General features: G+C 63.1%; 19 protein-coding genes. 4 read left to right on the forward strand and 15 right to left on the reverse strand.

The window, feature by feature from the left end; translation table 11 throughout:
• Positions 1-48 precede the first annotated feature (48 nt).
• Positions 49-1,578 (reverse strand): serine/threonine-protein kinase, encoded by a 1,530-nt coding sequence (locus GA615_RS07575; RefSeq protein ID WP_152050679.1) that lies wholly within the window; start codon positions 1,576-1,578, stop codon positions 49-51.
• A gap of 1,020 nt (positions 1,579-2,598) precedes the next feature.
• Here GA615_RS07575 and GA615_RS07580 point away from each other — a divergent pair.
• Positions 2,599-6,003 (forward strand): WD40 repeat domain-containing serine/threonine protein kinase, encoded by a 3,405-nt coding sequence (locus GA615_RS07580; protein ID WP_161602219.1) that lies wholly within the window; start codon positions 2,599-2,601, stop codon positions 6,001-6,003.
• 226 nt (positions 6,004-6,229) lie between these two features.
• Here GA615_RS07580 and GA615_RS07585 read toward each other — a convergent pair whose 3' ends face one another.
• Positions 6,230-7,732 (reverse strand): arylsulfatase, encoded by a 1,503-nt coding sequence (locus GA615_RS07585; protein WP_201750134.1) that lies wholly within the window; start codon positions 7,730-7,732, stop codon positions 6,230-6,232.
• Positions 7,733-7,998: 266 nt separating this feature from the next.
• Here GA615_RS07585 and GA615_RS07590 point away from each other — a divergent pair, with 266 nt between their 5' ends.
• A complete protein-coding gene (locus tag GA615_RS07590; protein ID WP_152050681.1) occupies positions 7,999-8,616 on the forward strand; it encodes a SprT family zinc-dependent metalloprotease in 618 nt (205 codons plus the stop codon).
• A 597-nt stretch (positions 8,617-9,213) separates the two neighbouring features.
• Here GA615_RS07590 and GA615_RS07595 read toward each other — a convergent pair.
• The 13 genes from GA615_RS07595 to GA615_RS07655 all read right to left on the reverse strand — a co-directional run bounded on the left by GA615_RS07595 (position 9,214) and on the right by GA615_RS07655 (position 23,866).
• Positions 9,214-9,561 (reverse strand): RNA recognition motif domain-containing protein, encoded by a 348-nt coding sequence (locus GA615_RS07595; protein WP_152050682.1) that lies wholly within the window; start codon positions 9,559-9,561, stop codon positions 9,214-9,216.
• A gap of 441 nt (positions 9,562-10,002) precedes the next feature.
• A complete protein-coding gene (locus tag GA615_RS07600; protein WP_152050683.1) occupies positions 10,003-10,983 on the reverse strand; it encodes a universal stress protein in 981 nt (326 codons plus the stop codon).
• A gap of 203 nt (positions 10,984-11,186) precedes the next feature.
• Positions 11,187-11,783, reverse strand: a complete 597-nt coding sequence (locus GA615_RS07605; protein WP_152050684.1) for an NUDIX domain-containing protein — start codon at positions 11,781-11,783, stop codon at positions 11,187-11,189.
• Between the two features lie 55 nt (positions 11,784-11,838).
• Positions 11,839-12,723: a succinate--CoA ligase subunit alpha gene (sucD, locus tag GA615_RS07610; RefSeq protein WP_152050685.1), complete on the reverse strand. Its 885-nt coding sequence runs from the start codon at positions 12,721-12,723 to the stop codon at positions 11,839-11,841.
• A gap of 126 nt (positions 12,724-12,849) precedes the next feature.
• Positions 12,850-14,097 carry an ADP-forming succinate--CoA ligase subunit beta gene (gene sucC, locus GA615_RS07615; RefSeq protein ID WP_152050686.1) on the reverse strand — a complete coding sequence of 416 codons (1,248 nt, stop codon included), beginning with the start codon at positions 14,095-14,097 and terminating at the stop codon, positions 12,850-12,852.
• A gap of 366 nt (positions 14,098-14,463) precedes the next feature.
• Positions 14,464-15,123: an NYN domain-containing protein gene (locus GA615_RS07620; protein ID WP_161602220.1), complete on the reverse strand. Its 660-nt coding sequence runs from the start codon at positions 15,121-15,123 to the stop codon at positions 14,464-14,466.
• A 92-nt stretch (positions 15,124-15,215) separates the two neighbouring features.
• Entirely contained in the window at positions 15,216-16,763 is a 1,548-nt protein-coding gene (locus tag GA615_RS28680; RefSeq protein WP_152050688.1) for an STAS domain-containing protein, read from the reverse strand.
• A 130-nt stretch (positions 16,764-16,893) separates the two neighbouring features.
• Positions 16,894-18,195: a dihydroorotase gene (locus GA615_RS07630; protein WP_152050689.1), complete on the reverse strand. Its 1,302-nt coding sequence runs from the start codon at positions 18,193-18,195 to the stop codon at positions 16,894-16,896.
• A 198-nt stretch (positions 18,196-18,393) separates the two neighbouring features.
• Entirely contained in the window at positions 18,394-19,359 is a 966-nt protein-coding gene (locus tag GA615_RS07635) for an aspartate carbamoyltransferase catalytic subunit (protein WP_152050690.1), read from the reverse strand.
• A 46-nt stretch (positions 19,360-19,405) separates the two neighbouring features.
• Complete coding sequence (gene pyrR, locus GA615_RS07640; RefSeq protein WP_152050911.1) at positions 19,406-19,945, reverse strand: bifunctional pyr operon transcriptional regulator/uracil phosphoribosyltransferase PyrR; 540 nt, start codon at positions 19,943-19,945, stop codon at positions 19,406-19,408.
• 319 nt (positions 19,946-20,264) lie between these two features.
• On the reverse strand, positions 20,265-21,734 hold the full coding sequence (locus GA615_RS07645; protein ID WP_152050691.1) for a neutral/alkaline non-lysosomal ceramidase N-terminal domain-containing protein: 1,470 nt from the start codon (positions 21,732-21,734) through the stop codon (positions 20,265-20,267).
• A 306-nt stretch (positions 21,735-22,040) separates the two neighbouring features.
• On the reverse strand, positions 22,041-22,310 hold the full coding sequence (rpsN, locus tag GA615_RS07650) for a 30S ribosomal protein S14 (RefSeq protein WP_152050692.1): 270 nt from the start codon (positions 22,308-22,310) through the stop codon (positions 22,041-22,043).
• A gap of 368 nt (positions 22,311-22,678) precedes the next feature.
• Positions 22,679-23,866, reverse strand: a complete 1,188-nt coding sequence (locus GA615_RS07655; RefSeq protein ID WP_152050693.1) for a hypothetical protein — start codon at positions 23,864-23,866, stop codon at positions 22,679-22,681.
• A 484-nt stretch (positions 23,867-24,350) separates the two neighbouring features.
• Here GA615_RS07655 and GA615_RS07660 point away from each other — a divergent pair, with 484 nt between their 5' ends.
• Positions 24,351-24,629: a hypothetical protein gene (locus tag GA615_RS07660; protein WP_152050694.1), complete on the forward strand. Its 279-nt coding sequence runs from the start codon at positions 24,351-24,353 to the stop codon at positions 24,627-24,629.
• A 434-nt stretch (positions 24,630-25,063) separates the two neighbouring features.
• Complete coding sequence (locus GA615_RS07665) at positions 25,064-25,468, forward strand: hypothetical protein (protein WP_152050695.1); 405 nt, start codon at positions 25,064-25,066, stop codon at positions 25,466-25,468.
• The last annotated feature ends 85 nt before the right edge of the window (positions 25,469-25,553 follow it).

Consider the following 25,553-nt stretch of genomic DNA (forward strand, 5'->3'; position numbering starts at 1 on the left):
TCGGGCTCACGCCTCGGAACGGGAAATATGCACGCGAAGCGCTCCGGATCAGGCTTCGGTCGATGGCGTATTGGCCGTAGAGGAGCACGTGGTCCCACTCGATGGGGCTGACGTGATCGACGGGGAGAGGTCGATCCCCTCGACCCCCGGCCCGCATCCGCCCGCGACCCGCTCGCGTTTGTGGAGTTCGAGGGCGCGAAGGCAATGCCGCTCAGCCTTGTCCTTCTCGGCGAGGCCGAGGTACGTGTTGCTGAGGGTGTGATGCAGAGCAGCTTCCACGAGGGGTTGACCCTCAAAGCGTGTCCACACCTGTTCCGCTGCGCGATCGAGCACTGTGCGTAACTTGATGTCCCGATCGGGTTCGAGATTGGGATCAGCCAGAGCGAGAAGATCCTCATTGATGAAGTCGTTGACGGCCTGGGCAATCGCCGCCTCGTTCCGGGCGCGTTCGGCTTCCCGCTCGGCGGTGGCCTCGGCCCGCTGGGCGCGGAGGCGGGCACGCTGCTCATCCTCAAACCGGGATTGGGCGAGTTGCTCGGCCGCCCGGGCATCGTGCTCGGCCCGGGTGGCGCGAACGGCCTGCCAGGCGGTGCCGACGAGGCCGACGATCAGCGAGAAGAGGACCGTAGCGGTCGCGGCGAGGGCGGGGCGGTTGCGGCGGGCGAAGATGCGGAAGCGGTAGCCGGGTGTGTGAGGACGGGCGGCGATGGGCTCGTCGTTCAGGTAGCGCTCGATGTCGGCGGCGAGGCCGTTGGCCGTCTCGTAGCGGCGGGAGCGGTCCTTCTCAAGCGCCTTCATCGCAATCCAGTCCAGCTCACCGAGCAGCAGCGGGCCGAGGCGGCTCGGCTCGATCGAACGGTCGGCGGCCGCGGCGGGGAGCGACGCGATGGCGCGGAGCCGGGTGCTGGGGCGGGGAGGCTCGTCCTCCCGGATGATGCGGAGCCGCTCGTGGAAGGAAGCCGAGCGGAACCGCTGACGGTCAAACGGCATCTCGCCGACGAGCAGCTCGTAGAGGACCACGCCCAGGGAGTAGATGTCGCTGCGCGTGTCGATGTCGAGCTCGTCGAGCCGGGCCTGTTCGGGGCTCATGAACTCGAGCGTGCCGACGACCTGCCCGACCTGCGTGGCCAGCGTCGACTCCGTCAGCGCCGGGCCGACCGCCTTGGCGATACCGAAGTCGATCACCTTGGGCTCTGCCCGGCCGTCATAGTCGGTGACGAGGATGTTGCTCGGCTTGAGGTCCCGGTGGATGATCCCCTTCTGGTGGGCATGCTGCACGGCCTTGCAGACGGCGACGAACAGCTCGAGCCGATCCTTGATCGGCAGGTGACGTGAGTCGCAGTAGGCGTCGATCGGCTCGCCCTGGACCAATTCCATGGCGAAGTAGGGCCGGCCACCCTCGGTGGTCCCCGCGTCGAGCACGCGGGCGATGCCGGGGTGGTCCATCAGGGCCAGAGCCTGCCGCTCGGCCTCGAAGCGGGCGATAACCTGCTTCGAGTCCATCCCTGGCTTGATGAGCTTCAGGGCGACCTGCCGACGGACCGGCTCGGACTGCTCGGCCCGGTAGACCGTGCCCATGCCCCCCTCGCCGGCCGGCTCGAGGAGGGTGTAGGCGCCGATCCGGCCGTCGAACCCGTCGGCGATGCCCGGGGAGGGATCGCCGGTCGTCGCGGCTCGGCGCGGGCGAAGTGCCGCCCCAGTCGCTGGCCCACGCGCTCGAGTTCATCGGCCCATTCGAGGACATCCGCGGCAGTCGGTGGTGCAGACATGGCTCGGCCTCCGTGTGCGTAACACACTACGGGACCGAGACTTCAACTACAACTGTAGTATTAAGGAATTCATTGCCTCAGGCACCGGAGGGGATCCGCTGGAGCAATGTCACAACGAAGAGTGGTTCGTCTCGAGGATGCAAAGCAACGATGGCCATGACAACTCCCCCAAAGACATTCGGCCTCCAATTTAATTATAAATTGATGATTTTATCATTATTTTCGAAATTCTTTCATTTGTCTTTGCGGGAACGTGCCTCCTCAACGTTGTGATCCCTTTGAGGATGCTCTCGAACAGAGGCACGTTTACGGAAGCTCACCAGACCGAGGGGCGACGATCCCCTCAGACGCCTCGTCTGAGATATTCAAGGGAAATCTTGAAAACTCTCAAGCCATCAACAAATTCAGAGAGCCTGTCAGGTCACGGTTGAACCCAGACACAATCAGGCTGTATTATGATTGCATTACTCAAGCCGGGTCACCAGGCGAGGTCAAGATTGCAAGCGGCATCAGCGAGGCGGGGCCAGGCACCAGCTCCCTCCAAGGTTTCGCGAACTCCGGTGTGGTTGCGACATTGATGTCCTCCCTTTCCATCGAAGCCCGCCCCCTCGTACCGGAAGCCCTCGAAACGGACCAGAAGGCCCATCATCGTGAACCGATCCTGCTCGCCGAGGGCACGGTATCGGGGGAGTTGCAACGCAGAGTTGCTCCCAGTGAACGGGATCCGGAGCCCCTTCTCGACGCCAGACCTCCTCTCGGCGATCTGAGAGACTGCGGCGCAGACGACCGAGAATCCACACCGCTCCATGTCGCAGAAGGGCAAATTGTCGTGACGGACGATCACTCCGAGGACCAGCCGACTGAGGGCGATCAACACCACGACGCACCGCTTCCAGATTGGCTGGCCGAAGCCGATTTGCATGAGATTTTCCTCCACGGCGAGACCCTCCCCGACGACTGGCCAGCGACGGGCGATCTCGAACTGGAGCAGCTTGCTGATCTGCTCCACCTGCTGGATCAAGCCCAGCAGCCCCCGGTGTCGTTTCCAGAGACCGCGGTTGAAGGTTCCTGGATAGGAGGGCGTTCCACGGGCGACTCGGGCGGATTCCCTCCCCTGGGCCGATTTGTCATCGAGCGAGAACTGGGCCGCGGCGGGTTCGGCGTTGTCTATCGCGCCTACGACCCGGAAATGGACCGAACCGTCGCCCTGAAGCTCCCCCGTGCCGACGCCCTGGTCACCTCCGACACCCGCCGCCGTTTCCTGCGCGAGGCCCGCATCGCTGCCCGGCTGGACCATCCCCATCTGGTGCCCGTCTTCGAAGCCGGTCAGATCGGCCCCATCTGCTACATTGCCAGCGCCTACTGCGAGGGACCGAATCTGGGGCGATGGCTCCGCGAGCAGCCCAGGCCCCTCGAACCGCTTCTGGCGGCCCGGCTGGCCCGAGTGCTGGCCGAGGCCGTTGCTCACATTCACGCTCGGGGCCTTGTGCATTGCGACCTCAAGCCCGGAAATGTCCTGGTCGAGCCTCCCCGCGCTCCCAGCGGCGACCCGGTGCTTCGGCTCACCGATTTCGGTCTGGCCCGCCTGCTCGATTCCGCTCCCAGCGCCTCGACCGCCGCGAGGCCCATGGGGACGCCCCCTTACATAGCCCCCGAGTTGATCGAGGCCCGGCCCGACGCCGCCGGTCCCCCGGCCGATCTTTATGGTCTGGGAGCCATCCTGTTCGAACTGCTCATCGGTCGGCCTCCCCATCAGGCCGAGACCCCATTGAAGCTGATGCAAGCGGTTCTCGCCACGCCCCCGGACTCCCTCCGGAAGCAACGCCCGGAGATCCCCCGCGACTTGGAGGCCGTCTGTCTTTGTTGTCTGGAGAAGCGCCCCGAGGCTCGATACGCTTCGGCGCTCGACCTGGCCGACGACCTCGGGCGCGTGCTGCTGGTCAAGCCGACCCAGGCTCGGCCGTTGGGTCGCGTGCATCGAGCCGCTCGATGGACAACCCGACACCCGGCCGGGGCGGCGCTGATCGGCCTGGGATTGGTTCTACTTGTGCTCAGCCTTGGTTCGGCAATCGCGTTATCTCGGTCGAACATGCGGCTGGAACACGCACAGGCCGAGACGAAACGGGTCCTGGAAGGGGAGCGGCGGTTGCGATATGTGGCTACGCTCGCCCTGGCTCAGGAAGACGCTCGCCAAGGTCGGATTGAACAGGCTCAGCAACGGCTCCTGCAACTTGTCCCCGCCTCCGGAGAGGCCGATCTCCGTGACTTTGCCTGGCATTTCCTCGATCGCCAACTTCGTGTCGATCGCACGGTGATGGGCGTCCTGCCCGGTCTGGTCGAGCACGTCGCCGTTGGGCCCCGAGGCGATCTGCTGGCCAACACCAGGGGGCTCGTCCAATGGTGGCGGGTCGAGCTTCGTTCCGGAGACCGTCCCCGCATCCGGGAACTGCCGCCGCCGAAGATCGGCGGCCTCTACACCTGGGCCGTCGGGCCGATCTCCCCGAACGGTTCCCTCGCGGTCCTCAACGTGGATGACCGTCTGCTGGACGACCTGGATCAATGGCGAGCGATTGCCTCGCCGCCGCTGGACGTCGAGCCGAAACCCGTACCGGAACGTCGCGAGGCCATCGCGTTGCTCTCCCTCACCGACGGCCGGGTCGAGCTGGTGGAGGTCGAGGATCTGGAGCTTTCCATCCCCGGCGCCTTCTCGCCCGACGGTTCGACCCTGGTAGTCAGTCGGCGAGCCGAGGGGCAGGGGGTGCCGCTCATCGAGTCCCGGCAGGTCACGCTCGCCCCAGGACAACGGCTTTCGCTCGTCCTGGTCCGTGAGGCACGGGCGTTGTTCGTGCGCCCCGACGGCCGATGCATCGCCACTCTGCAGCCTGCTGTGGGTCAGTCGGCCGGAGAACAACCACGCGACCTGGTGATCTTCGACCTCTCAAGGGCAGAGGCCCTTCACCGCGTGCCACTGGCCGAGGGGGCATACCTGGCTGTCTCTCCCAGCAGTCATGGTCCGATCGTCACCACGGCGTCCGGCAATCTGGAATTCCGCGACGTGAACTCGGGAACAGTGAACCGCGTCGTCTCATTGTCTGAAGAGCCCGTCAACGGAGTCGTCGTCTCAGGTGACGGTACACGTCTGCTCGCCACCGACGAGACACGGCAGGCCGCCCTGATCGATTCGGACACGGGTACGGTCTCTCAGGCGATCACATGGCTGCCTAGCCCGGTCACCGCCGCCGGATTCCTCCCTGGAAGACCGGATCTCGTCCTGGGGCTGGGGAACGGGCAGGTTCTTCTCTGGCACCCCCGACCACTCTCTGAGCCCCCTCAACCGAAAGGCCACGACGATGAGGTCTGGGACGTCGCCTTTTCCGACGACGGACGTCTCCTGGCCTCGTTCGGCGGCGACGGACTCGTCAAGCTCTGGGATCGCCAAACAGGGGCGATTTTGAAGGAGCTGGAGGGGCACGACGGCTGGTCTTCTTGCCTGGCCATGGCCCCCGGCTCCCGACGACTGGCCTCGGCCGACTTCCTCGGGCGGGTGCTCACCTGGGATCTCAACACCGGTCGAATCGCTCAGGAGTTCCAGGGGCATGATGCCCGGGTCCGCGACCTGGCCTTCAGCCCCGACGGAAAGCCCCTTGCTGCCGGCGGCGACTTGGGCGAAGTGGTTCTGTGGGACGCCAGGACCGGGGCGGAGAAGGCTCGGCTCTCGGGAGCGGGGGCAAAGGTCCGGAGCCTGGCGTTCCGGCCCGACGGTCGCGTACTGGCCGTGGCCGACGACGTGGCTCGAGTGCAGCTCTGGGAGGTTCGAGGACACCGTCGAATCGGTTCGTTCGCGGCCGGTTCGATCACCTCGGCATCCTCGGCGGTCACCTGCGTCGCCTTCAGTCCCGACGGGCAGACCCTCGCCGGCGGCGACAACCTCGGATCGGTGATCCTCTGGGACGCGACGAGTGGCCGGGAAGTGGTGCGACGGTCGCTGCTGCACGCGGAAGAGGTCAGCGACATCACGTTCAGCCCCGACGGGCGCTTGCTGGCCACGGCGGGGCAGGACGGCGTGGTGGCGCTCCTGGACGTCGCCACCGGAGAGGCCCACCTCGCGTTCACCGACCACCAGGGAGGGGTGAATGCGGTTGCGTTCAGCCCCGATGGCCGCACGCTGGCCTCGGCCAGCCACGACGGCTCGGTTCGTCTCTGGTGGGCCGGCCCCGGCGAGCCACTCGATTGACCCCGAACCAATCGGGGCTCGGACGGTGCTTCCACCGAATCAAGAGAGAATCTTCCCTGGTGTTCACCCCGAGGTGTTCATCGGTGATCGTTGCGACCACAACCCGATCTGTCCGAAGTGGGATCGGGCCACCCGATAACGGGTCATTGCGTGCGATGACCGGCGCAATCGTCGTCGCTCGACCTCGGCACGACATTCTCCCGAGATGCCGCAATTCGATCCCAGGTCAGGGACGCTCGGGAGGCGCCTCAAGGCCGTCGAGGATCGGGAAGGGAAAGAGGGACGACGGTGTTCTCGCCTCGAACATCAAGCGTTCGATCCGGGAGACGAGCTCGGGGTGTTCCGCAGAGCGATCGTGCAGTTCACCGGGGTCGGATGCGAGATGATACAGTTCAATGCCCAGATCCTTGCCGCGCATCAGGTCGGTACGAACACCCTTCCAGTCACCGAGCCGGAGGGCCTGCTGACCTCCGTAGGCGGGGAATTCCCAGTAGAGCACCTCATGCTGTTTCTGGTCTTCCGGTTTGCCGAGCAAGGTTGGTGCAAGGCTTAGACCGTCAATGGAGTCAGGGATCAGGTCGGGTGCTCCGACCAGGTCGAGCAGCGTGGGCATGACATCGGGGAAGTAACCGGCGACCTCGCTGGTGGTTCCTGCTGGAATACGGCCAGGCCATCGGGCGATGGTCGGGACGCGAAGGCCACCTTCGTAGACTTGCCCTTTCAATCCTCGGAACGGTCCGGTGGAGTCGAAGAAGGGGCTATCGGCCCCGCCGACTCGATCGTGAGTGGGGCCATTGTCTGACGAGAAGAAGACGATCGTGTCGTCGGTGAGGCCGAGTTCGTCGATGCGGTCGAGAATCCGTCCGATCTCATGGTCGAGGTAGCTCACCATCGCCGCATATCCCGCGTGGGGAGTTGGGTGAGAGGTGTAGCCTCGTGGGTTCTCGTTGATCCATTCGGGATCGTCGCCAAGTGTCCCCCGGTACTGAGCAATCCACTCCTCGGGGGCCTGGATCGAGACGTGAGGAATCGTGACCGGCAGATAGAGAAAGAACGGGCGATCCTGATGCTCATCGACGAATCGAAGCGCCTCCTCGGTGAATCGCTCCTGCGAGTGAATGGCGCCCGTCTGGCCGCGATCGTTGCCCGGAAGGGGAACCTGCTCGCCATTCCGCCAGAGAAACCGAGGGTAGTGGTTGTGCGCATGAGCCTGGCAGAGGTAGCCGAAGAACAGGTCGAAGCCCTGCCGGTTCGGATCGCCGGACGAACCTTCGAAACCAAGCCCCCACTTGCCGATCGCTCCGGTCGCGTATCCTCGACCTTTGAACAACTCGGCGAGCGTTACCTCACTGTCGGGAATCGGGTTCTGACCAGGAAAAAGCCCGCGGTCGTCATCCCGGACCCGTCCGGGCGGGTTCCCATTGTTGCGGATGTAAGAATGCCCCGTATGCTTTCCGGTCAACAGGGTGCAGCGAGACGGCGCACAGACGGGACTGCCGCTGTAAAACGAGGTCAGACGCATTCCCTCAAATGCCAGCCGGTCGAGCACCGGCGTCTGAATTCGCTTCTGACCAAAACACCCGAGTTCGGCATAGCCAAGGTCGTCGGCCACAATCAACAGGACATTCGGGGCCCGGTCTTCGGCGACGGTGGAACCGGAAAATCCCCCCGAGGCCAGCATCAGGGCCAACCCTGCCCAAAGGATCCTGCTCGTCTGTGGTCGACTCATGGCGTTTCCTCGATTGCAACGTCAGGGTTCACAAGGTCCGGCTCCGGATTCGCCCCCCCGAGGCGACCATCCTCTCGGACGATCCACCGGGGATCAAGCGGGAAGACCTGATGACGCGATCTCCTCTCGTTGTGACGTCGGCTCGCAGACAAGGCAACCCATCCGAAAGGAACCAGACCCTCTCGGTTTTTGCGCGATTCTCCCTACAATCATTGAGCGACGGCGGACACGAATCATCACGCATGACGATTTGAACGAGCAAACCCATGGATCTGGAGCAACTGCACGACATTGCCCGCCAGCAACTGAACCGGCACGGTCTTCTCGGCTGGAGCTTCGGGCTGTCGAAAACGAAGCGCCGTCTGGGTGCGTGCAAGTACCAGAAAAAACGCATTGAGATTGCCGAATACTACGCCCGGCACAGCCCGGCCGAGACGGTACTTGACACACTCTTGCACGAGATTGCCCATGCGATTGCCGGTCCTGGTGCCGGCCACGGCCCGGCCTGGAAAGCCGTGGCGAGGCAGCTCGGAGCAACTCCCCGATCCTGTGAGACCTCAAACGCGGTCGTGGTGGAACCGGGCGACTGGCAGGCCACCTGTCCCTCGTGCCAAAACACCGCCCATCTCTATCGACGACCGAAGAGCCTCAGCGGATACCGTTGCAAATGCGCAGCCCGATCGCCCCTCACCTTCGAGTACAAAGGTGATCCCGCTCGAAGGCCCGTCGTTCCGCTGACCACTCAGGACGCGGCGCGGTGGGAATCGACATGCGGCGGCTGCGGAGCCCGGTACGTCCGCATTCGACGACCGAGGCAAGGGGTCTATCGGTGTCGATGCTCCCACGGCCACGTGCTCGTCTGGCGAGCCCGGTCTCCAGAGTGAACACCGATCGCTTCGGGAATCCGCAAGTTCAGCGAAAATTGAGACGACAACGCATCGAGTGCTGTTTGAGGTTCGTTTCGCCCAGAGTGAAACGTCTCCTCACGTCTGTCTCTCCGGAAACGAATCAAGGAGAGCGTGGGCCGTGGCCCATCATGAACTGCCGACCCGACCTGAGACATCACGCACGAGCCAGCACCAGCTGCGAGCCGGGGATGGTATGAACCCACACCATCCCCGAACCACGGACTTCGGCGAAACGCCCAACCCTCAAAGGTCGCCGTCAGACGCCTTCAGAGCCCCCGGAACCGGGTGTTGACGGTTCGGAAGCAGCCTTCGCCACCTTGGCCTTGGGTCGAGGTGGTTCCGCCTGACGCACGGCGCACTGCGGATGGATACCGGCCCGAGAGTAAACGGGCTGCTGGCAGACCGGACAGCGAGCCCGCGTCGAAACCGGCATATGCAGATGCTTCGAGTTCATCAAGGCCTCCCGGTGGAAGGGGAACAGGTCACCGAGGAAGCCATTCCAGGGGCGACCGCCGGAGCGACCGAGGAGTCCGCACGCGCGGACTCCTCAAAAGGACTTGTCGTGGCGGGCGATTAATAACGTCGGCCGCCACCGCCGCCGTAACCCCCTCCGCCATAACCGCCACCGCCGCCACTTCGACCCCGGCCGTAGCCACCGCCACCACCCCGGTCTTCTCGGGGCTTGGCCTCGTTCACGGTCAAACGCCGACCGTCATGTTCGCGGTCATTCAAGCCGTCGATGGCGGCCTGAGCCTCGGCCTCGGTATCCATCTCGACGAAGCCGAAGCCCTTGCTACGGCCCGTCTCCCGGTCCTCGATGACCTGCGCACTCTGGACGGTGCCAAACTGCGAGAACAACTGCTCCAGGTCTGAACTGTTGACCGAGTAGGTCAGGTTGCCGACGTAGAGTTTCTTGCCCACCACTGCTCTCCTGGACGCAGACATACCGGCCCTACGTTACTTTCCGGGCCGGAGAGAAAGGGGCTCAGCGTAAGCCCGATTTGGCGGGAACGGCGAAGGAGGAAGACGGATGGAGGCGCTAGAAACGGTCCCACCTCGCTCACTCTGTCGTCAGACCAACCGGTTTTCATCATAGCAGAGACCAGGGAGCGAAGATAGCATGTGATACAAGATGCGAGAAAACTCTCTCGACACGCGTCTCTGCATCGCGTCACTGCAATCAAGAATCCTTGCCAATCTCCACCCCAAACCGTGAACCACCTCCGGTTCCGCATGCTTTGCGCATCGATCCATCTCCGAGCCGAAGACGGGGGAAGGCGAATGCCCCGAAGTCTCATCCGGCTCAACAGGCCAGCGAAGGCTCACTCCGCATGAATCAAAGAGTGAAAGATCAAGGATCAGTTACTCCTTGAAATTCGATTCAGGAGCGGTGTTTGCGTGAATCGGCGAAACGAAGCCTTCAGGTTTCACGGCCAGAATCGAGCAATCTGCCTGGCTCAGGAGCGACTCGGCCGTGTTGCCGATCAGCATTCCCGCGACTCCCGATCGAGCCATCGTGCCCATGACGATCAGGTCGATCTTTTGCTCGTCCACAAACTCGGGAATGACCGTGTTCGGCATGCCCCGAAGCAATTGAACCGCGTCCGGATCAATGCGCCCCTGGTACGGCTCAAGAAGTCGTTCGAGTGTCCGGGAGACTCCAGATCGGACGTTGTTCACATAGGTGTCGATTTGATCTTCGGTGTATCCGCAATTGCGCAAGATCCCCTGTGCCGTCGCATCCCAGACATGCGCAACGATCAGCTCCGCCTGCTCGGCCTCGACCAGTTGCACCGCGAGGTCGAGAATTGTTGTGCTGACCGATTCACGATCCGCGGACGACGCGGGAGAACTCCCCAAGGGAGCGGGATCCACGAGCGCCAACATGCGTTCCTTCCCTACGGGGGCGTGCGGGCGATCGGACCGGGAGAGCCAGACCGCACAAGGACAGTTGCGCAGGATCTGTCGGTCTGCCGAATGAAACGCCCCCTCCTTGGACGTAGCCGCATCCTTCAGAAGAAGGTCGTGACCACCTCGGATTGCCTCTCGGACACTCTCAAGGGCGGGCCGACCATGAACCACCCGTGTCTCCACCCGAATCCCTTCGACCGAGACTGTCCCGGCAAGACGTTCAACTCGCCGTCTCGAATCCTCAACAACCGCGTGGTCCACTTGCTCCGCATCATGCAGGGCAATCCGAGCGTACCAGGGCAACTCCTGGACGACGCCGAGCAACGTGATCGAGGCCTGAAAATGCTTCGCCAGCCGGATCGCGCGATCGACGGCGTTGGGAGACTCGACCTCATGCTCCAAGGGCACAAGAATTTTTTGAATCGGTTTCATCAGGATTCGCCCCCCGAACACGAACAAGGAATCTCGGTTTGGAACACAGGTTCCGTCATTCCATCGCGTCAAGCGTCGCTCGAACGAGTGGGACCCCGCGTCGAGGGATGGACCGGTTGGATTCCCGAGCCTACGGCATGCGTGAGTGACCACGTCGACTCCTGCTCGATCGAACACAGTCGCATGCGATCATCGGTGAGGCCTCAGAGACGGCGAAGGGCCTCCTTCAGCAAGGCGACCATGCTCATCGAATCGGTGATTTCCCCTCGATCAAGCATCGCACGCGCATCTTCCCAGGAAATCCGACGCACTTGAAGTTGTTCGGTCGGTTCGGGCTGGTTCCTGCCAAGTGTCAACTGAGTGGCCCGATACAGATATCCCACCTCATCACTAACAGAGTTGGACAGGTGCATCGTCCCGAGGAATTCCCAGTGTCCGGCGGTCAGTCCCGTTTCCTCGACCAATTCTCGACGAGCGGTTTCCTCGGGAGACTCACCGGGCGGGCATCCGCCTTCGGGAATCTCCCAGGAATACGCATCGAGCGGATAACGGTACTGCCCCACGAGCCAGAGGGATCCATCCTCCTCCACCGGTAGCACACCAATGGCGCGATTCTTGAAGTGAACAACTCCATAAATGCCGGGAGCCCCGTCGGGCCGAAGGACTTGATCTTCCCGAACCGCAATCCAGGGATTCTCGTAGTGAACCGTTCCGGAAAGGGTTGTCCAGGGGTTCTCGAACGCTTTGTCTGATGGTTCGGCCCGGGTGTCTCGGGAATCGGCAGCTCGATCAGGCGCCAACGGTCGCTCAGCTCCCAGAGGGTTGAGGTCGGGTCAGGGACCAGGCCCGATTGTGTCAGGCGTTGGCCATGGCCGATTGGAGCGTGACCCCCATGTCGGCCGGACTCTTCGCCACCAGGATCCCCGCGTTTTCGAGCGCGGCGATCTTGTCCGATGCCTTCCCCGATCCTCCGGAGATGATCGCCCCGGCGTGCCCCATGCGCTTGCCGGGAGGAGCCGTTTGACCGGCGATGAAGGCCGCGATCGGCTTGGTAAACGCCCCCGACTTCACGTAGGCCGCTGCCTGTTCCTCGGCGTTCCCACCGATTTCTCCCATCATCATCACGGCATCGGTGTCGGGATCATCCTGGAACATCTTCAGGACCGCGACGAAGTCCGTGCCATTGACCGGATCGCCGCCGATGCCGACGCAGGTGCTCTGGCCGATTCCCAGGTTCGTGAGCTGCCAGACCGCCTCATACGTCAAGGTGCCGGATCGGCTCACCACGCCAACTCGGCCGGGCTTGTGAATATATCCCGGCATGATGCCGATCTTGCAGGCGCCCGGCGTGATCACTCCCGGGCAATTCGGACCCACGAGTCGCGCCGAGGGATGATGCGCCTTCAGGTAGGCCACGGCGCGGGCCATGTCCATAACCGGGATCCCCTCGGTAATCGCGATGATCACCCGAATTCCGGCATCGGCCGCTTCCATGATCGAATCGGCGGCGAAGGGGGGCGGAACGAAGATCATGGAAGCATCGGCTCCCGTCTCATTCACCGCCTCATCGACCGTGTCGAACACCGGAACGCCCAGCGTGGTCGTGCCCCCTTTGCCGGGAGTCACGCCACCCACGAGTTGAGTGCCGTAGGCCTTGCACTGCTCGGAATGAAAGGCACCGGCCTTTCCCGTGATGCCCTGGCAGATTAATCGCGTATTCTTATCGACAAGGATGCTCATGGTCGTTTGGGATTCAGGGCGTGTCAAGGTGGGCAACCCCACCGATCAAGGAACGATGGGCGGCGCCCACCCCACATGATTGCGTCGTGATTCCAACACCGGAACCAATCACCAAGCCAGGGCAGATCAGCCCGACTTCGCCGCGGCCACCACCTTCTGGGCCGCATCGGTCAGGCCCTTTGCGGTGATGATCTTGCGACCCGAGTCTTCAAGCAGTTTCATCCCTTGCTCAACGTTGGTCCCTTCCAGTCGAACGACGAGCGGGAGCTTGAAATCAATCTCGTCGTACGCGGCCAGCAGCGCGGCGGCGATCGTATCGCACTTCATAATCCCGCCGAAGATATTGACCAGCACCGCCTTGACCTTGTCCGAAGCGAGCAGAATCCGGAACGCTTCCAGCACCTGATCCTTGTTCGCCCCACCCCCCACATCGAGGAAATTCGCGGGCTCTCCGCCGTGATATTTGATGACATCCATCGTCGACATGGCCAGACCCGCTCCGTTGACCAGGCAGGCGATGTCGCCGTCGAGTTGCACGTACGAGAGGCCGTGTTCGGCGGCTCTCATCTCGTTCGCGTCTTCCTCGGCTGGGTCGATCAACGCGGCGATGTCGGGGTGCCGGTACAGGGCGTTGTCATCAAAATTCAGCTTGCAGTCGAGCGCCAGCACCTCGCCGGCATCGGTCACGATCAGCGGGTTGATCTCGGCGAGCGAGCAATCGGAATCCAGAAAGAACTGCACGAAATTCTTGAAGAACTTCTGGCCGTTCTTGGCCGCCGGACCCTCCAGTTGCAGGGCCTTGACTAGCTTTCGAGCCTGGAAATCCGCCAGGCCCAGCCCCACGTCAATCGTTTCCCGGTGAATCTTCTCGGGAGTCTTCTGCGCGACCTCCTCGATCTCGACCCCGCCCTCGGTCGAGGCCATCAGGACCGGAGCTTGCACCGCGCGATCGACGGCCAGTCCCAGATAAAGCTCTCGCGAGATGTCGTGACCGACGGCGACGAGAACCTTGTTGATCTTCGCCCCATCAATGCCGGTTTGATAGGTAATCAGGGTCTTGTTCAAGAGGCTTTCGGCGGCCTTGCGAGCCTCGTCGGCGCTTCGCACCAACTGCACCCCTCGCGCCACACCCTCAGGGCGCGGCTTCTGGCCCGAGGCAATAGCCAGGGCCTCGGCCCGGTCGGCGTCGGGACCAATGGCGATCCCTTTCCCACGGCCGCCGGCATGAACCTGGGCCTTGACCACCGCAAGATCGCAGCCAAGCTGCTCAAACGCGCTCGCGGCTTCTTCGGGAGTCGTAACGACCTTCCCCTCCTGGACGGCGACTCCGGCGGCCTTTAAAAGGTCCTTCCCCTGGTATTCATGAATCTTCATCGTCGGTCGCTATCCTTCGGAATTCGAGTCGGCCTCGGACTGCGGGAGTCGGTCGAACCCAGTGTGTCGCATGCCAGTGTGTTCGAGAGGAAGAACCGGCCGGTTCTGGAAGGAGGAATTCCCGTTGCGTTGCGATTCGGGAATCGTCTCGAACCGAGTGCCGGGGGACCGGGTCAGGGCGGTTCGATCGGCTTCGGGTCGAGACGGCAGCCGGAGAGGATCCTCTCGGATCGTGATCCCGTTGATCTCAACCGATCGCGCCACTGAACGCAGGTCACACCGAAACGTCTCGCCGTTCCTCGCATCGTGACTGCGATTGGTTTTACCAAAGGAGCGAGGCCCGCTGCCAGTCCCCACCGCACGACCTCAACGTCGAGGATCTCGGGGAATCAGCTTGAGATGCTGGTGAAATTCACGCTCGACCTCCTGAGCCACCTGCTCCAGGTCGAGATCGCTCCACCAATCCGAGGACGTGGTCGAATCCTGAGGTGTCTGATCCAGCGACGTGATGGGCTCACCAAATTCGAGAACCCACGCATCGACCTCCTCAGGAGCAAGTCGATCCAGGCGAAGCCGTTCGACGTCCTTCCCACCTGCCTCGGTCTTCACGCGAGGCGCTCGGCGCGAGCGGAGGTTCTCTAGAAAATCCAGGAAGTCGTCCGAGGATTGCGAAATTGCCCGACGCCGTTGCGCGGCCCGTCGAATCCGACGATCGCTCGATACGACCGTGAGCGAACGAGGGGCCGAATCCTGGGCAATCAGCCGTTCGATCCTCGTATCGGCGTCCTCATCGTCGATCGCATAAATGACCTTCATCCCCTTACAGACCGACTCGGGAGCCTGATTGAGCGGCAAACTCGATGCATCGAAGACAATTGTCGTTGCGCTGGCCTGGTGGACACCCAGGTTGATCGCCAGTTCGTTCAGGAATCGGAGTCGAGCCCGGCGCAAGCCATCCGGGCCGAATCGACGGTTCATCCGTCCGGCAGCATGCATCAGGTTGTAGCCGTCGATCAGCAATCTCATCAGGCTCATCCGTTCGACGGTTCTGCGGGTCGGTGGTTGCGCTCCTTATCCAAAAGCATAGTCAACAAACGGTCTTGCGGCAAACGACACGATCAGGCTGGCCACTGGCTCAGAACCGCGTCGTCCAGGCTCGAAAAGGTCTCAACCAGCGTCGAAATCCCGACGACCTCCAGCGCAACCCGAACCGAGGGAGCCGGTTGAGCAAGTCGGAGACTGCCACCCTGCCGCCTCAGTTTCAGGTGTTGGGCCAGAATCAGCCCAATGGCCCGTCCAGAGAGAGAGGCAACGGGAGCGAGGTTCATTACAACGTTGACGATCCTGTTCGGCCGGCGAATCAAGCGATCAAGACACGCGCGCAATTCCTCAATCGCATCTTCCTGGTCCAGTTGACTGTACGTCGGGGCCAGCACCATGACATCATTGATGAACTCAACGCGAACGCATGGTGAACCCTGATCGTCTGAGGTGGTGAACGCCTCATCATTCTCCTGTGAATGCTCCTGCCATGCATCAGACGTTGTGCCTTGCCTCGCAGGCTCTGGCACATCCCCACCGCGTGAGTGTTCACCAACGACAGGAACGGCTGTCGCGAGACGGTACGGGCCAATCGAGAACGATTCTCCCTCCCTCAGCACAACCGAGGAGGATCGGAATAGTTCCTCCCCTCGCATCGTTCCGTTGCTCGACCCGAGATCCTCAAGATGCAACTGGCCATCGCGGAAACCGATCCAGGCATGCACACGGCTTACCGAGGGGTGACGAAGCCGAAGTTCGCAAGGAGCATCGCGTCCGATTCGTAAGCCGTGCGGCGGAATTCGGAGCGTCCCCAGGATGACTCCCTCCCGTCGGATCGTCAGATGGACCGGGGGATCGAGAACCCCGTTCAGATCACCTGAAGACGAGCAAGATTCCCTCATACGGGGAGACTCCGATCCAATTTCCCATGGCTTATCGAGGAAACCGAGCAGCTCGATCGGGACTCGACAGCCACCCGTTGGCCACGGTCCATCCAGGGCGGAAGGAAGATTCGGAGCGACCTCGAAAAACCGTTCGAGTCCGCAGAGTTCGAGGATCCGTTGGACCTCGGCGCCAACGCCGGACAGTTTCAGGCGACCACCGGGTCGGCTGGAACAAAGGCGATCGAGCGTCGTCAGGATCTCAAGAAACTGGCTGGAAACCTGCTCGACCCGACCCAGGTTCAGGATGATGCGCGAACAACCGGCCGTCGTCACGGCTCGAAGTTCACTTCGCAACTCCGCGAGCGGCCCCTCGTGGATCAAGCAGGGATCAACCAGGTGGACCACCGTCACCTCGCCTCGATGGTCAAGGCGAAGCCGTTTCCATCCCTGCGCTTGAGCGAAGCGATCCGAGTCGGGTGACCGGTGCGATTGGACCCGGCGAAGCGAGGGTTCAATCGGCACCGACCGAGGACCGAACCCCATCTTCGAGCGATGAGAAACCCCTTCAATTCGAGACGTGATCCAATCCTCAATCAAGCGATCGGAGTCTCGCTCTCGGTCATTCTGGGCGCGGACCTCATCCGGTCCGCGATCGGCCCGATCGGCCGCCGAGGTGCGCGCGCAGTTCATCATCAAGGCTCCCCACCACGAGGAGAACGGTGCAGGCGAGGGACCCGGCATCGTTTAAGGACATGCCGGGCCGCCGGTTTTCGGTTCGAACCGCGTCGAACCTCACGATGATCTTCAGCGTGATCGGCGCGAGGTCCGGCCCGACTTTTTTCTCAGGAACTCGTCGGCGAGGGGAGACAACTCACGGAGAAGTCAGCTCACCGGCTCGGAACCGGACCTCACCATTGACGATGACCGTGTGGGCCCGTCCTGTGACTTCCCAGCCGCCGAACGGGGTGTTGCGGCTCTTGGAGCGTGATTGACTGGGATCGACAACCCATCGGGCGGACGGGTCGAGAATCGTCACATCTGCGTCGAAGCCGGGTCGAAGGCTTCCCTTGCGATGATCCAGCCCCAGGAGCTGAGCCGGAGCGATGGTGAGCATCCGGATTGCAGTGGACCAGTCGAGGTGTCCCGGCTCGATCAGGTAGGAGATGGTCAACGGGACCAGCGTTTCGAGCCCAATGATTCCGAAGGGGGCCAGGTTCAATTCGCGAGCCTTTTTCTCGGGAGCATGAGGCGCATGGTCGGTCGAGAGAATCTCGATCGTCCCATCGGTCAACCCTTCAATGACCGCCTCAACATCGGACTGCGTGCGCAAGGGGGGATTCATCTTGAAATGAGAATCGAACGATGCAAGCCGATCATCGGTCAGCGTGAAGTGATGCGGGCAGGCTTCGGCCGTCACGCGAACACCGCGCCGCTTCCCTTCCCGAACACAATCGACCGCCCTGGCGGTCGAGATGTGCTGGATATGTAAGCGGCCTCCCGTAACCTCGGCCAGGCGGATATCTCGGGCGACCATGATATCCTCGGCCTCCGGCGGCATGCCGGGAATCCCGAGGCGCATCGACTGAAACCCGCCGTTCATCACCCCGCCTTCGGTCAGTTCCATGACCTGGCAGTGCTGCATGATGACCTTGTCAAACATGCTTGCATATTGTAATGCCCGCTTCATCAGGGCGGGGTTGGCGACCGGGGCGCCATCGTCGGTAAACGCAACGGCACCGGCCTCGACCAGGCGGCCCAGTTCGGCCAGTTCGTTCCCGGTTCGTCCTTTACTGACGGCGCCCACAGGGTAGACGTTGCACTTCTTCGCGCGTTTGGCTTGCAGAACAATGTACTCGACTCCCGCCGGTGTATCGAGCGGTGGGATCGTGTTCGGCATGCAGGCCACGGTGGTCACGCCACCGGCCAGGGCCGCATCGGCTCCGGTGGCGATGGTCTCGTCTTCCTCGTTGCCCGGTTCGCGGAGGTGAACGTGACAATCGATCAGACCGGGGCAAACGATCAACCCGGTCGCGTCGATGACCTCGTCCACCTGCTCCGGGCCGTCGCGCCCCACGGCAAGCACTTGCTTTTCGCGGAGCCAGAGGTCGAGTGTGGCATCAATCCCCTGGCTCGGGTCAATGAGGCGTCCGCCCTTGATGTGGATGGTGCTCACGGCAAGAGATCCTTCACGGCAAAACGGGCGACCTCGCGTCCGTCGAGCACGAGCGGGGCCTCCTCGACTTCACTTCAACGAGCGTTTCGGCTGCCGAGGTCGACCACGGCCAGCCGCCGATCACTCCATCCGGTTGTCACGCACAGTACTCGGCATGACTCCAGACACACGCGCCCCCACGAAACGAACCGCTGTCGATCAATCGGCCCGATCCCCCTGCGAAGCCCGCCCACTGACGAGGTAAAGGACCGCCATGCGAACCGCAAGGCCGTTGGTCACCTGATCGAGGATCGCCGAGTGGGGGCCATCGGCCACTTCGGGAGTCAACTCAACCCCCCGGTTGATCGGGCCGGGAGCGATGAGCAAGACATCGGGACGCGACCGAAGAATCCGCTGCTGGGTCACACCGTAAAAGTAGAAATATTCTGATACGGAAGGAAACAGCCCTCGCTGCTGACGTTCGGCCTGAATTCGGAGCACGTTGATCACGTCGAGCCTCGGCAGAACGTCGTCGAGGTGGTAAGCGACCTCGCAGCCGAGTTGTTCAAAGCTGCGGGGAACCAGGGTGGGAGGGCCGCACAGGATCACCTTGGCCCCGAGCTTCGTCAGGCCCCAGATATTCGAGCGGGCCACCCGAGAGTGGGCGATGTCGCCGACCAGCCCGACGGTCAAGCCCTCGATCCGGCCTTTCTTGCGACGGATCGTCAGGAGGTCGAGCAGGCCCTGGGTGGGATGCTCATGGGCGCCGTCTCCGGCGTTGATGACCGACGATCCCACGTGCTTGGCGAGCAGGTGAGGGGCCCCCGAGATCGAGTGGCGGACGATCATCACGTCGCAGCCCATTGCCTCAATATTGCGGGCCGTATCGATGAACGACTCCCCCTTGGAGAGGCTCGACGTGCTGGCCGAGAAGTCCTGGACATCGGCCGAAAGCCGCTTGGCGGCCAGGCTGAAGCTGGTCCGGGTCCGGGTCGAATTCTCAAAGAACAGGTTGAAGACAACCTTTCCCTGCAGGGCGGGGACCTTCTTACGGGGGCGGTCGGAGACCTCGGCAAAGGACTCCGCGGTGTCGAGAATCGCGGTGATCTCCTCGGCGGACAGTTCTTCGAGTCCGAGCAGGTGGCGGCGGGTCCAGGTCGCGGCCGAGGCCGGCGCAGTGCTCACGGCGGTTTCTCCTTCGCCGGAAAGCCGATCAATCAGGAAGGGAACGTCATGCGGAATCAAGGCCGACGCGGACGACCTCGTCGACCGGGTCGATCGGGTTCAGGCGGACCTCGATCCGATCGCCGGAGTCGACCTCGAACACCTTGCCCGAGTAATCCGCCTGGATCGGTAACTCCCGACCGCCTCGATCAATGAGAACCGCCAGGCGAACGCGGGCCGGTCGTCCCAGGTCGCAGACGGCGTTCATCGCCGCCCGAACGGTTCGGCCGGTGTGGAGGACATCGTCCACCAGCACGACTTCGGCGTCGTCGACCTCGAACGGGATGTCGGTCCCCTTGAGCACCGGCCAGTGTCCCTGTCGACCCAGGTCGTCGCGATAGAGGGTGATGTCCACCGCTCCCACGGGGGGAAGGTCGCCACCGATCAGCGCGGCCAATCGCTCGGCGATCGGAACCCCTCGGGTCCGAATGCCGATCAGGCAGAGACGGGTGTGGGGCATCCTTCCGTCGGCAATCTGGCGGGCGAGGAGACGGAGCAACTCCTCCATGACGTCAGGCCCGCAGACGCGCGATTCGGCTCGTGACATCATCCGATTGACCTCGGTCCTCAATCCGCTCACGCCCAGATTCGATGAGGGGATCGTACCAGCCGAAGGCGGTTCCGACAAGCAAGCGAAGCCGAGCCTCGGCGACCGCACCGGCACCAGGAAGGAAGTGAAAGGCCAACGCCGGGGGGGTCGGTAGGGGTCGTGCAACCCGGCGTTGGCCCAGGGGGGATGTGACTGAGAGAAGGATACGGAATTTCTCAGCATCCTTCCCTCAGGAATCGCCAAAGGTTCGATGAAGCTTTCGTGAGGCCTCGGGATGCCTGGTGATCGCCTCTCGATCGCTCGGTCCTTTGGAAGTCTACTCCCTGGACTTCAAGGTGGAGAACAGGTCGAGGACCTCCTGGGTGATTTTCGAGGCGGCATCGACCTCCAGATAGCTCGATCGGGCTCGCCAGGTCTCGTAGCCGCCGAGTTCGTGGTGGGAGGCGGTGGGCAGGTAGCCATTGTAGCCGTTGGCAAGGGAGACGGTGAAGGTCGAGGGGAAGGGGCTCTCCTGCTTGAGCTGCAGACCGATCTCGACGAAGACCTCGCAGGGGATCGCCGCGATCGACAGGTCGCCGATCCGGAGCGCCTGAATCGTGGCCGGGACGGTTTCGGGATACTCGCTCAGGAGGATCGATTCGCGGGCGTAAATCTGTTCGAGCGTGGTCATGATTGGCCCTTCGGCGGCCTCGACGATCGCTCGGGCTCGCTCCAGGTCCTCGGAACTCGGCAAGCGGACACCAAGCTGAAGCTGGGTGGTCTGGGCGTCGAGGGTCAGGTCGGATCGGTAGTCGAGCGATTGGGTCACCCTCACCGCCTCGGTCGCAAGCTCGTCGGCCACGAGCCGCATCTGTTCGTAAGGCGGGCGAGCGGCCCGGGGCTCTCGGAAGTTGATGTTGTTGATGTCGCCACTGGTGCCGTTGGACATGATCCCCACGAAGGGAGGGTCGAGCCGGTCGGCGTCGAGCAACTCGGCAACCCGGTTCGCGAACATGCCGAAGTAGTCGGCCGACACCTCGCCACCGCGGGTCCCGCCGACGTAGTGGAGGGAGTAGTTCGCCAGGAGGGCGATCGGGCGGCCGTCTCGGGATCGCGCGGAGAGGACCCAGACCTCCGGATCAATCGGCCCGGCCGGCTTGACGAGATCGGGACTGGCGGCCCCCGGATTCATCCGGACCTTGTCGGTTCCGCCAAACGGGTTGGTGAGGGTGACTTCGGGCTTCAGGTGCCAGCGACGGTTGTGGACCTGGCGATCGTTCGATCCGGCTCCCCAGGCAACCTCGGCCGGTTCGAGGTTGTTGACCGCGCGTCGGACACCGTCGCTGATGCGGCGGGCGAGGAACTCGGGATAGCCCGGAACGGTGTCGCTCTGGAAGACCGGGGCACAGGTCGGGGCCGAGTGCGTATGGGTCGCCGAGATCAGGACGTGATCGGCCGGGATGCCGGTGGCGGCTTCGATCTGCTGCTTGGCGTCGAGGACCACTTCTCTCGGAATCATACAGAGATCGACCACGACGATGGCCAGGCGGTTGGTTCCGTCGTCAAGGACGAGGCAACGGGCATGCGTCTCGTCGTGAACGTTCGAGGCGAGCTGGTCCCTCATGTTGCCGTTGAGAGACGACCCCAGGGCGGGGGTGGTGTTGCTCGTCGCCGCCCCGGCGCGAAGGCCGACAGGCTCGGCATCCTGGGCATTGATCGTCGAGGAGCCGACCAGCATCGAGGCCAGCGTAAGGCACGCAGCAAGGAGCCTTCGGGAAACCAACCGATCGGGGGGAATTCTCGTCATGGCATCGAATCCTGTCGACGTGGACAATCGAGGGGCGCGGGCGGTCCCGGACCACGAGGGCCAGTCTCCCGATGCCGGTCAAACGATGCAAGGCCCCGGACGCGGGATGCTGCGTTGAATCACGGGGGCCTGACGGGACCGCCGCATGGGGGACGGCGGCCGTCATCACCAAAGTCTCAGGGAGAAGGGCCGAATCGCCTGACCCTGGAGCGGCGGGAGGTTCGGCGGGAAGGATTTGGGAGCATCCCGCCGATCGGACGGAAGGCCGGACAGACGTGGAACTCGTCCGGCGCTTCGTGAGCGAGATTACCAGCTGGCCTTCTTCATGCCGGGGATCTTGCCTTCGTGGGCGAGCTGGCGGAGCATGATGCGGGAGATGCCAAACTTGCGGTAATTGCCGCGGGATCGGCCGGTCAGGGCGCACATCTTGCGGTGGCGGACCTTGCTCGAATTGCGGGGCAGGCGGGCCAGGGCGGCGTAGTCACCGGCTTCCTTGAGCTGCTTGCGCCGTTCGGCGTACTTGGCGATCAGCTCCTCGATCTTCTTCATCTTCTCGACGCTTGACTTCGAGGCCATCTCGGCCCTCCAACTCAGGACTCAGCGATACCCGGACCGGACCCGGAATTCCTCCCTCACGTTGGTCCGTGCAGGGGACCATCGACCGCGAGGCTTCGAATCAGACGATCATACCCGCCCGCAACGCCTTCCGGGAAGATGGTTCTTCTGCTTCCGTTCGATTTCGAATTGCCAAGGAGCGAGGGACGTGGGGCTCGTGGTGGATCGGAGCGACGTCAAGGGCGGTTCACGTTGGGGCGGCCGTCGTCTCAAGGATGCTCGCAAGGTCCAATCCGAAGGGAGCAGGGGGAATCCTCGGAGGGGACGTTGGACGCGGCTCTTCAGATCCGAGGGGCTTCGGGGGTGGCTGGGATGAGGGAATGGGTCGGTCAGGGTGAATTCGGGGTGTCTCGGGGGGTTCGGGGGGTGGTCTGCGGGGGGACGATCGCAGCGGACGGGGGGTTCGGATCGGTCCGCTCGGTGTCGGTGCGCCCCTCGGTGCGCGGTTCGGTGCGCTGAGAGACGGGGGAGGAAGGGTCGGAAGTGGTATTGCGGATCACCTGATCTGATTGGGGGTTATGACGATCGGCCGCCTCGGAATCGGGCCGCTGCGGGGGTTCGTTTCGAGATTCGAGGGGAGCCGGTTCGGGACGGGCTGGGGGCGGGGGAGGAACGAAGGCGGGGGCCTCGGAGCGTCGGGAAGTGGAGGCGTTCATAAGCTTCGCCTCGCGGGCGTCGTTCTTCGAACGTTCGGAGCGGAGGCGGGTCAAGGCATTGAGGGATTTGTGGAAGTCGCGGAAGGCGTCGCGTCGGTAGCGGTGGCGGAGCTGGCCGTCTTTCGACGTATCGACCAGGGCGGCGGTTTCGATGGCCTCGGCCTGGGGGGCGTCGACCTCGGCCCAGACGATCGGGCGGAGGGTTTCGAGCCGGGCGATCTGATCGTCGAGAAAGGGAATCAGACGGTCGGCGGCGGCGCGATCGCCGGGAACTTCGGAAAGGGGTTGGAAGGCCTTGGGGAAGGCGGCGGCCGCCTGATTCCAGACGAAGGCCGGCTCGCCCTCTGGGTCGTCCGGTGGGGTCGTACCGTGGCCGAGCAGGTTCATGGCGGCGATCAGGTCTCGGCCGCTCCAGCCTCGCCCCGAGATGATCGTCGCCCGCAACTGTCGCCACTGGCGGAGCATCCAGTCGATGCCGAAGGCGGATTCATAATACTCGTCGATCACGGTGTCGGGGTTGTTTTTGAGATCCTGTGCCTTGCGGCGCACGGCATGACGACGCTGCTCCTGCCAGTCCTTGAGTGCCTGCCGCGTGCCCGACTTCAGGCGAGCTTCCTCCGCATCGACGCAGCGCAGATAACGCACATATTCGATGGCCGCCGACGCGATCAACGCCTCTTCCGGCGGCGTTTCCGGGAACGCCTTGGTCGTCCATTGCGCGACGATGACTTCCATCCGCTCCCGCTCTTGCTCACTCAGCGGCCGTTTCGCGGTGAGGCCGTGCGTGATCGCGTTGGCGCTGGGTGGTTGCTGAGTTTCTTCAAAGTTCGGACCGCTCGTTTGCGAAAGGTGCGCGTTCATGGTGCTGCCGCCTCGATTCGAAGGGTGCGAGGGTGACTCTCGGTGCGTCTGAATTCGTGCTCGACCCGCGTTTCGTTCCGCTGTGCATGACGAGGGACGGACAGTCGGAGCGGACCAGGATCGAGCGGACACTTGATATCATCGTGAAAATCGAGGGGCGTAGTCACTTTTTCCTGGTTGTGAGGCGGGTGTCGAGCAGTTCGGACATGGTTGCCTCAAGTGCCCGCGTTTCTCCCGGATTTCGCTTGCCCGATCCCAAGAAACCCGAGAAAATCAAACGAGTGGATGGGGTTATACGGACGAACAGAAGTGTTTCAACACGGAATTTCGTCCGCCTCCTTTTGGTGAGGCCGGGGCTCGACATGTGGTTCGGACGTTCGCGAGTTTCGTATGGGATGTCCCTATCCCGGCCGACGACCACGCGCCGTTTGCACGGCCTGCGGTCGAAGAGTTCGTCGCGGCGCTCTGTGCGGCAGGGCTGGACGTGACACCGCCGGAGGATGAGCAGTACGCCTGGGGCTTCGCCTGCCGGCTGCCCCACCTGCGGATCGACTGCCAGATCGGCTTGGTCGGGGGTGAGCAGGAGCGTTGGCTGCTGGCCTGCTACCCCTGGCGCGGATGGGCGGACTGGTGGCGGGGCCGGTGGCGGGAAGACGAACAGGGACAGTTCGTGGAGGTGGCCGACGCCGTCTTACGAACGGACGGGCGGGTAGCCGACCTGCAATGGTATACCCCGCAGGAGTGGGACCGAGTCGACCCATGAGTGAATGCAGTTCATGGCCTCCCCATGAACTGAATGGGGAAAGATACGGCTGGGTGGTACTCTTGACTTCACCAGGGCTCGGAAGGCTCTGCCGAGACGACCCGCGACCGAATCGTTCGTCGATGGAACCACGCGGGTGGCCCGGACAACTTCCGAGTTGTCCGGGTCGCGCAGCGACGAGAGGCGTTCAGAAGAAGCCGAGCATCATTGACAGGCGACGCGGTGTCTTCGGCCTCCTGCGGCTGCGCCGCCCGGACAACGTGCCGTTGTCCGGGCCACCCGGCGAAATGACACAAGGTTTTCAGGGGACGCAGAGATTGACTGATCGGCGAGTCATGATCGTCGGCCTCCTATGGCTGCGCAGCCTCGACAACGACGGGTGACCGGGGCAAAGCGCACGTCACCCGACCACACCGCAGTCTGGAGGACGGTTCATGCGTCTTCGAAGAGGGGTTCTTGGGGCCTTACTCGGGGTAATACTGATCGCCCTCGGCCTTGCGGCTGAGCGAGAACGCCGCATGCATACCCAGCGTGATCGGAGCGTTCTCCGTGAAGTCGCGCACTGGCGAATGGCCGCCAAGTTGCTCCGAGAACGCGAGCACTGCCTGGAGCAGGTTCGCCTCCGGACTCCTTACGATCGGGTCGAAAGGGGGCGGGTTTGCAGTTCACTAGGCTACACCTTCACACGTTGGGATCTTGACAACGATGACGTGTACTTGTTCGAGGATTGGCAGGAGGAAGCGGCGGGGCACGTGAGTACCGCTGACTTCCTCATTCGCAAAGCCGAGGCACTTGCTGGAGGGCGGCTTGCCATCGAACGTCGCATGATCTGGCCGTGAATGGCGGCGGCCGGGTGGCACTCTACCGGCGGGTTGGCACTGGCGGATGAAAGGTGCTAATATCTGGGTGTTACTGGCTCTGCCA

Origin of the sequence: Tautonia marina, assembly GCF_009177065.1 — a bacterium.
Taxonomy (GTDB): Bacteria; Planctomycetota; Planctomycetia; order Isosphaerales; family Isosphaeraceae; genus Tautonia; species Tautonia marina.

Excerpts from the sequence above, each read along its gene's own strand:
- GA615_RS07575 (WP_152050679.1), bottom strand. The coding sequence starts at position 1,578 with ATGGGCACGGTCTACCGGGCCGAGCAGTCCGAGCCGGTCCGTCGGCAG.
- GA615_RS07585 (WP_201750134.1), bottom strand. The coding sequence starts at position 7,732 with ATGAGTCGACCACAGACGAGCAGGATCCTTTGGGCAGGGTTGGCCCTG.
- GA615_RS07590 (WP_152050681.1), top strand. The coding sequence starts at position 7,999 with ATGGATCTGGAGCAACTGCACGACATTGCCCGCCAGCAACTGAACCGG.
- GA615_RS07600 (WP_152050683.1), bottom strand. The coding sequence starts at position 10,983 with ATGAAACCGATTCAAAAAATTCTTGTGCCCTTGGAGCATGAGGTCGAG.
- sucD (WP_152050685.1), bottom strand. The coding sequence starts at position 12,723 with ATGAGCATCCTTGTCGATAAGAATACGCGATTAATCTGCCAGGGCATC.
- sucC (WP_152050686.1), bottom strand. The coding sequence starts at position 14,097 with ATGAAGATTCATGAATACCAGGGGAAGGACCTTTTAAAGGCCGCCGGA.
- GA615_RS07620 (WP_161602220.1), bottom strand. The coding sequence starts at position 15,123 with ATGAGATTGCTGATCGACGGCTACAACCTGATGCATGCTGCCGGACGG.
- GA615_RS28680 (WP_152050688.1), bottom strand. The coding sequence starts at position 16,763 with ATGCCGGGTCCCTCGCCTGCACCGTTCTCCTCGTGGTGGGGAGCCTTG.
- pyrR (WP_152050911.1), bottom strand. The coding sequence starts at position 19,945 with ATGTCACGAGCCGAATCGCGCGTCTGCGGGCCTGACGTCATGGAGGAG.
- GA615_RS07645 (WP_152050691.1), bottom strand. The coding sequence starts at position 21,734 with ATGACGAGAATTCCCCCCGATCGGTTGGTTTCCCGAAGGCTCCTTGCT.
- rpsN (WP_152050692.1), bottom strand. The coding sequence starts at position 22,310 with ATGGCCTCGAAGTCAAGCGTCGAGAAGATGAAGAAGATCGAGGAGCTG.
- GA615_RS07655 (WP_152050693.1), bottom strand. The coding sequence starts at position 23,866 with ATGAACGCGCACCTTTCGCAAACGAGCGGTCCGAACTTTGAAGAAACT.
- GA615_RS07665 (WP_152050695.1), top strand. The coding sequence starts at position 25,064 with ATGCGTCTTCGAAGAGGGGTTCTTGGGGCCTTACTCGGGGTAATACTG.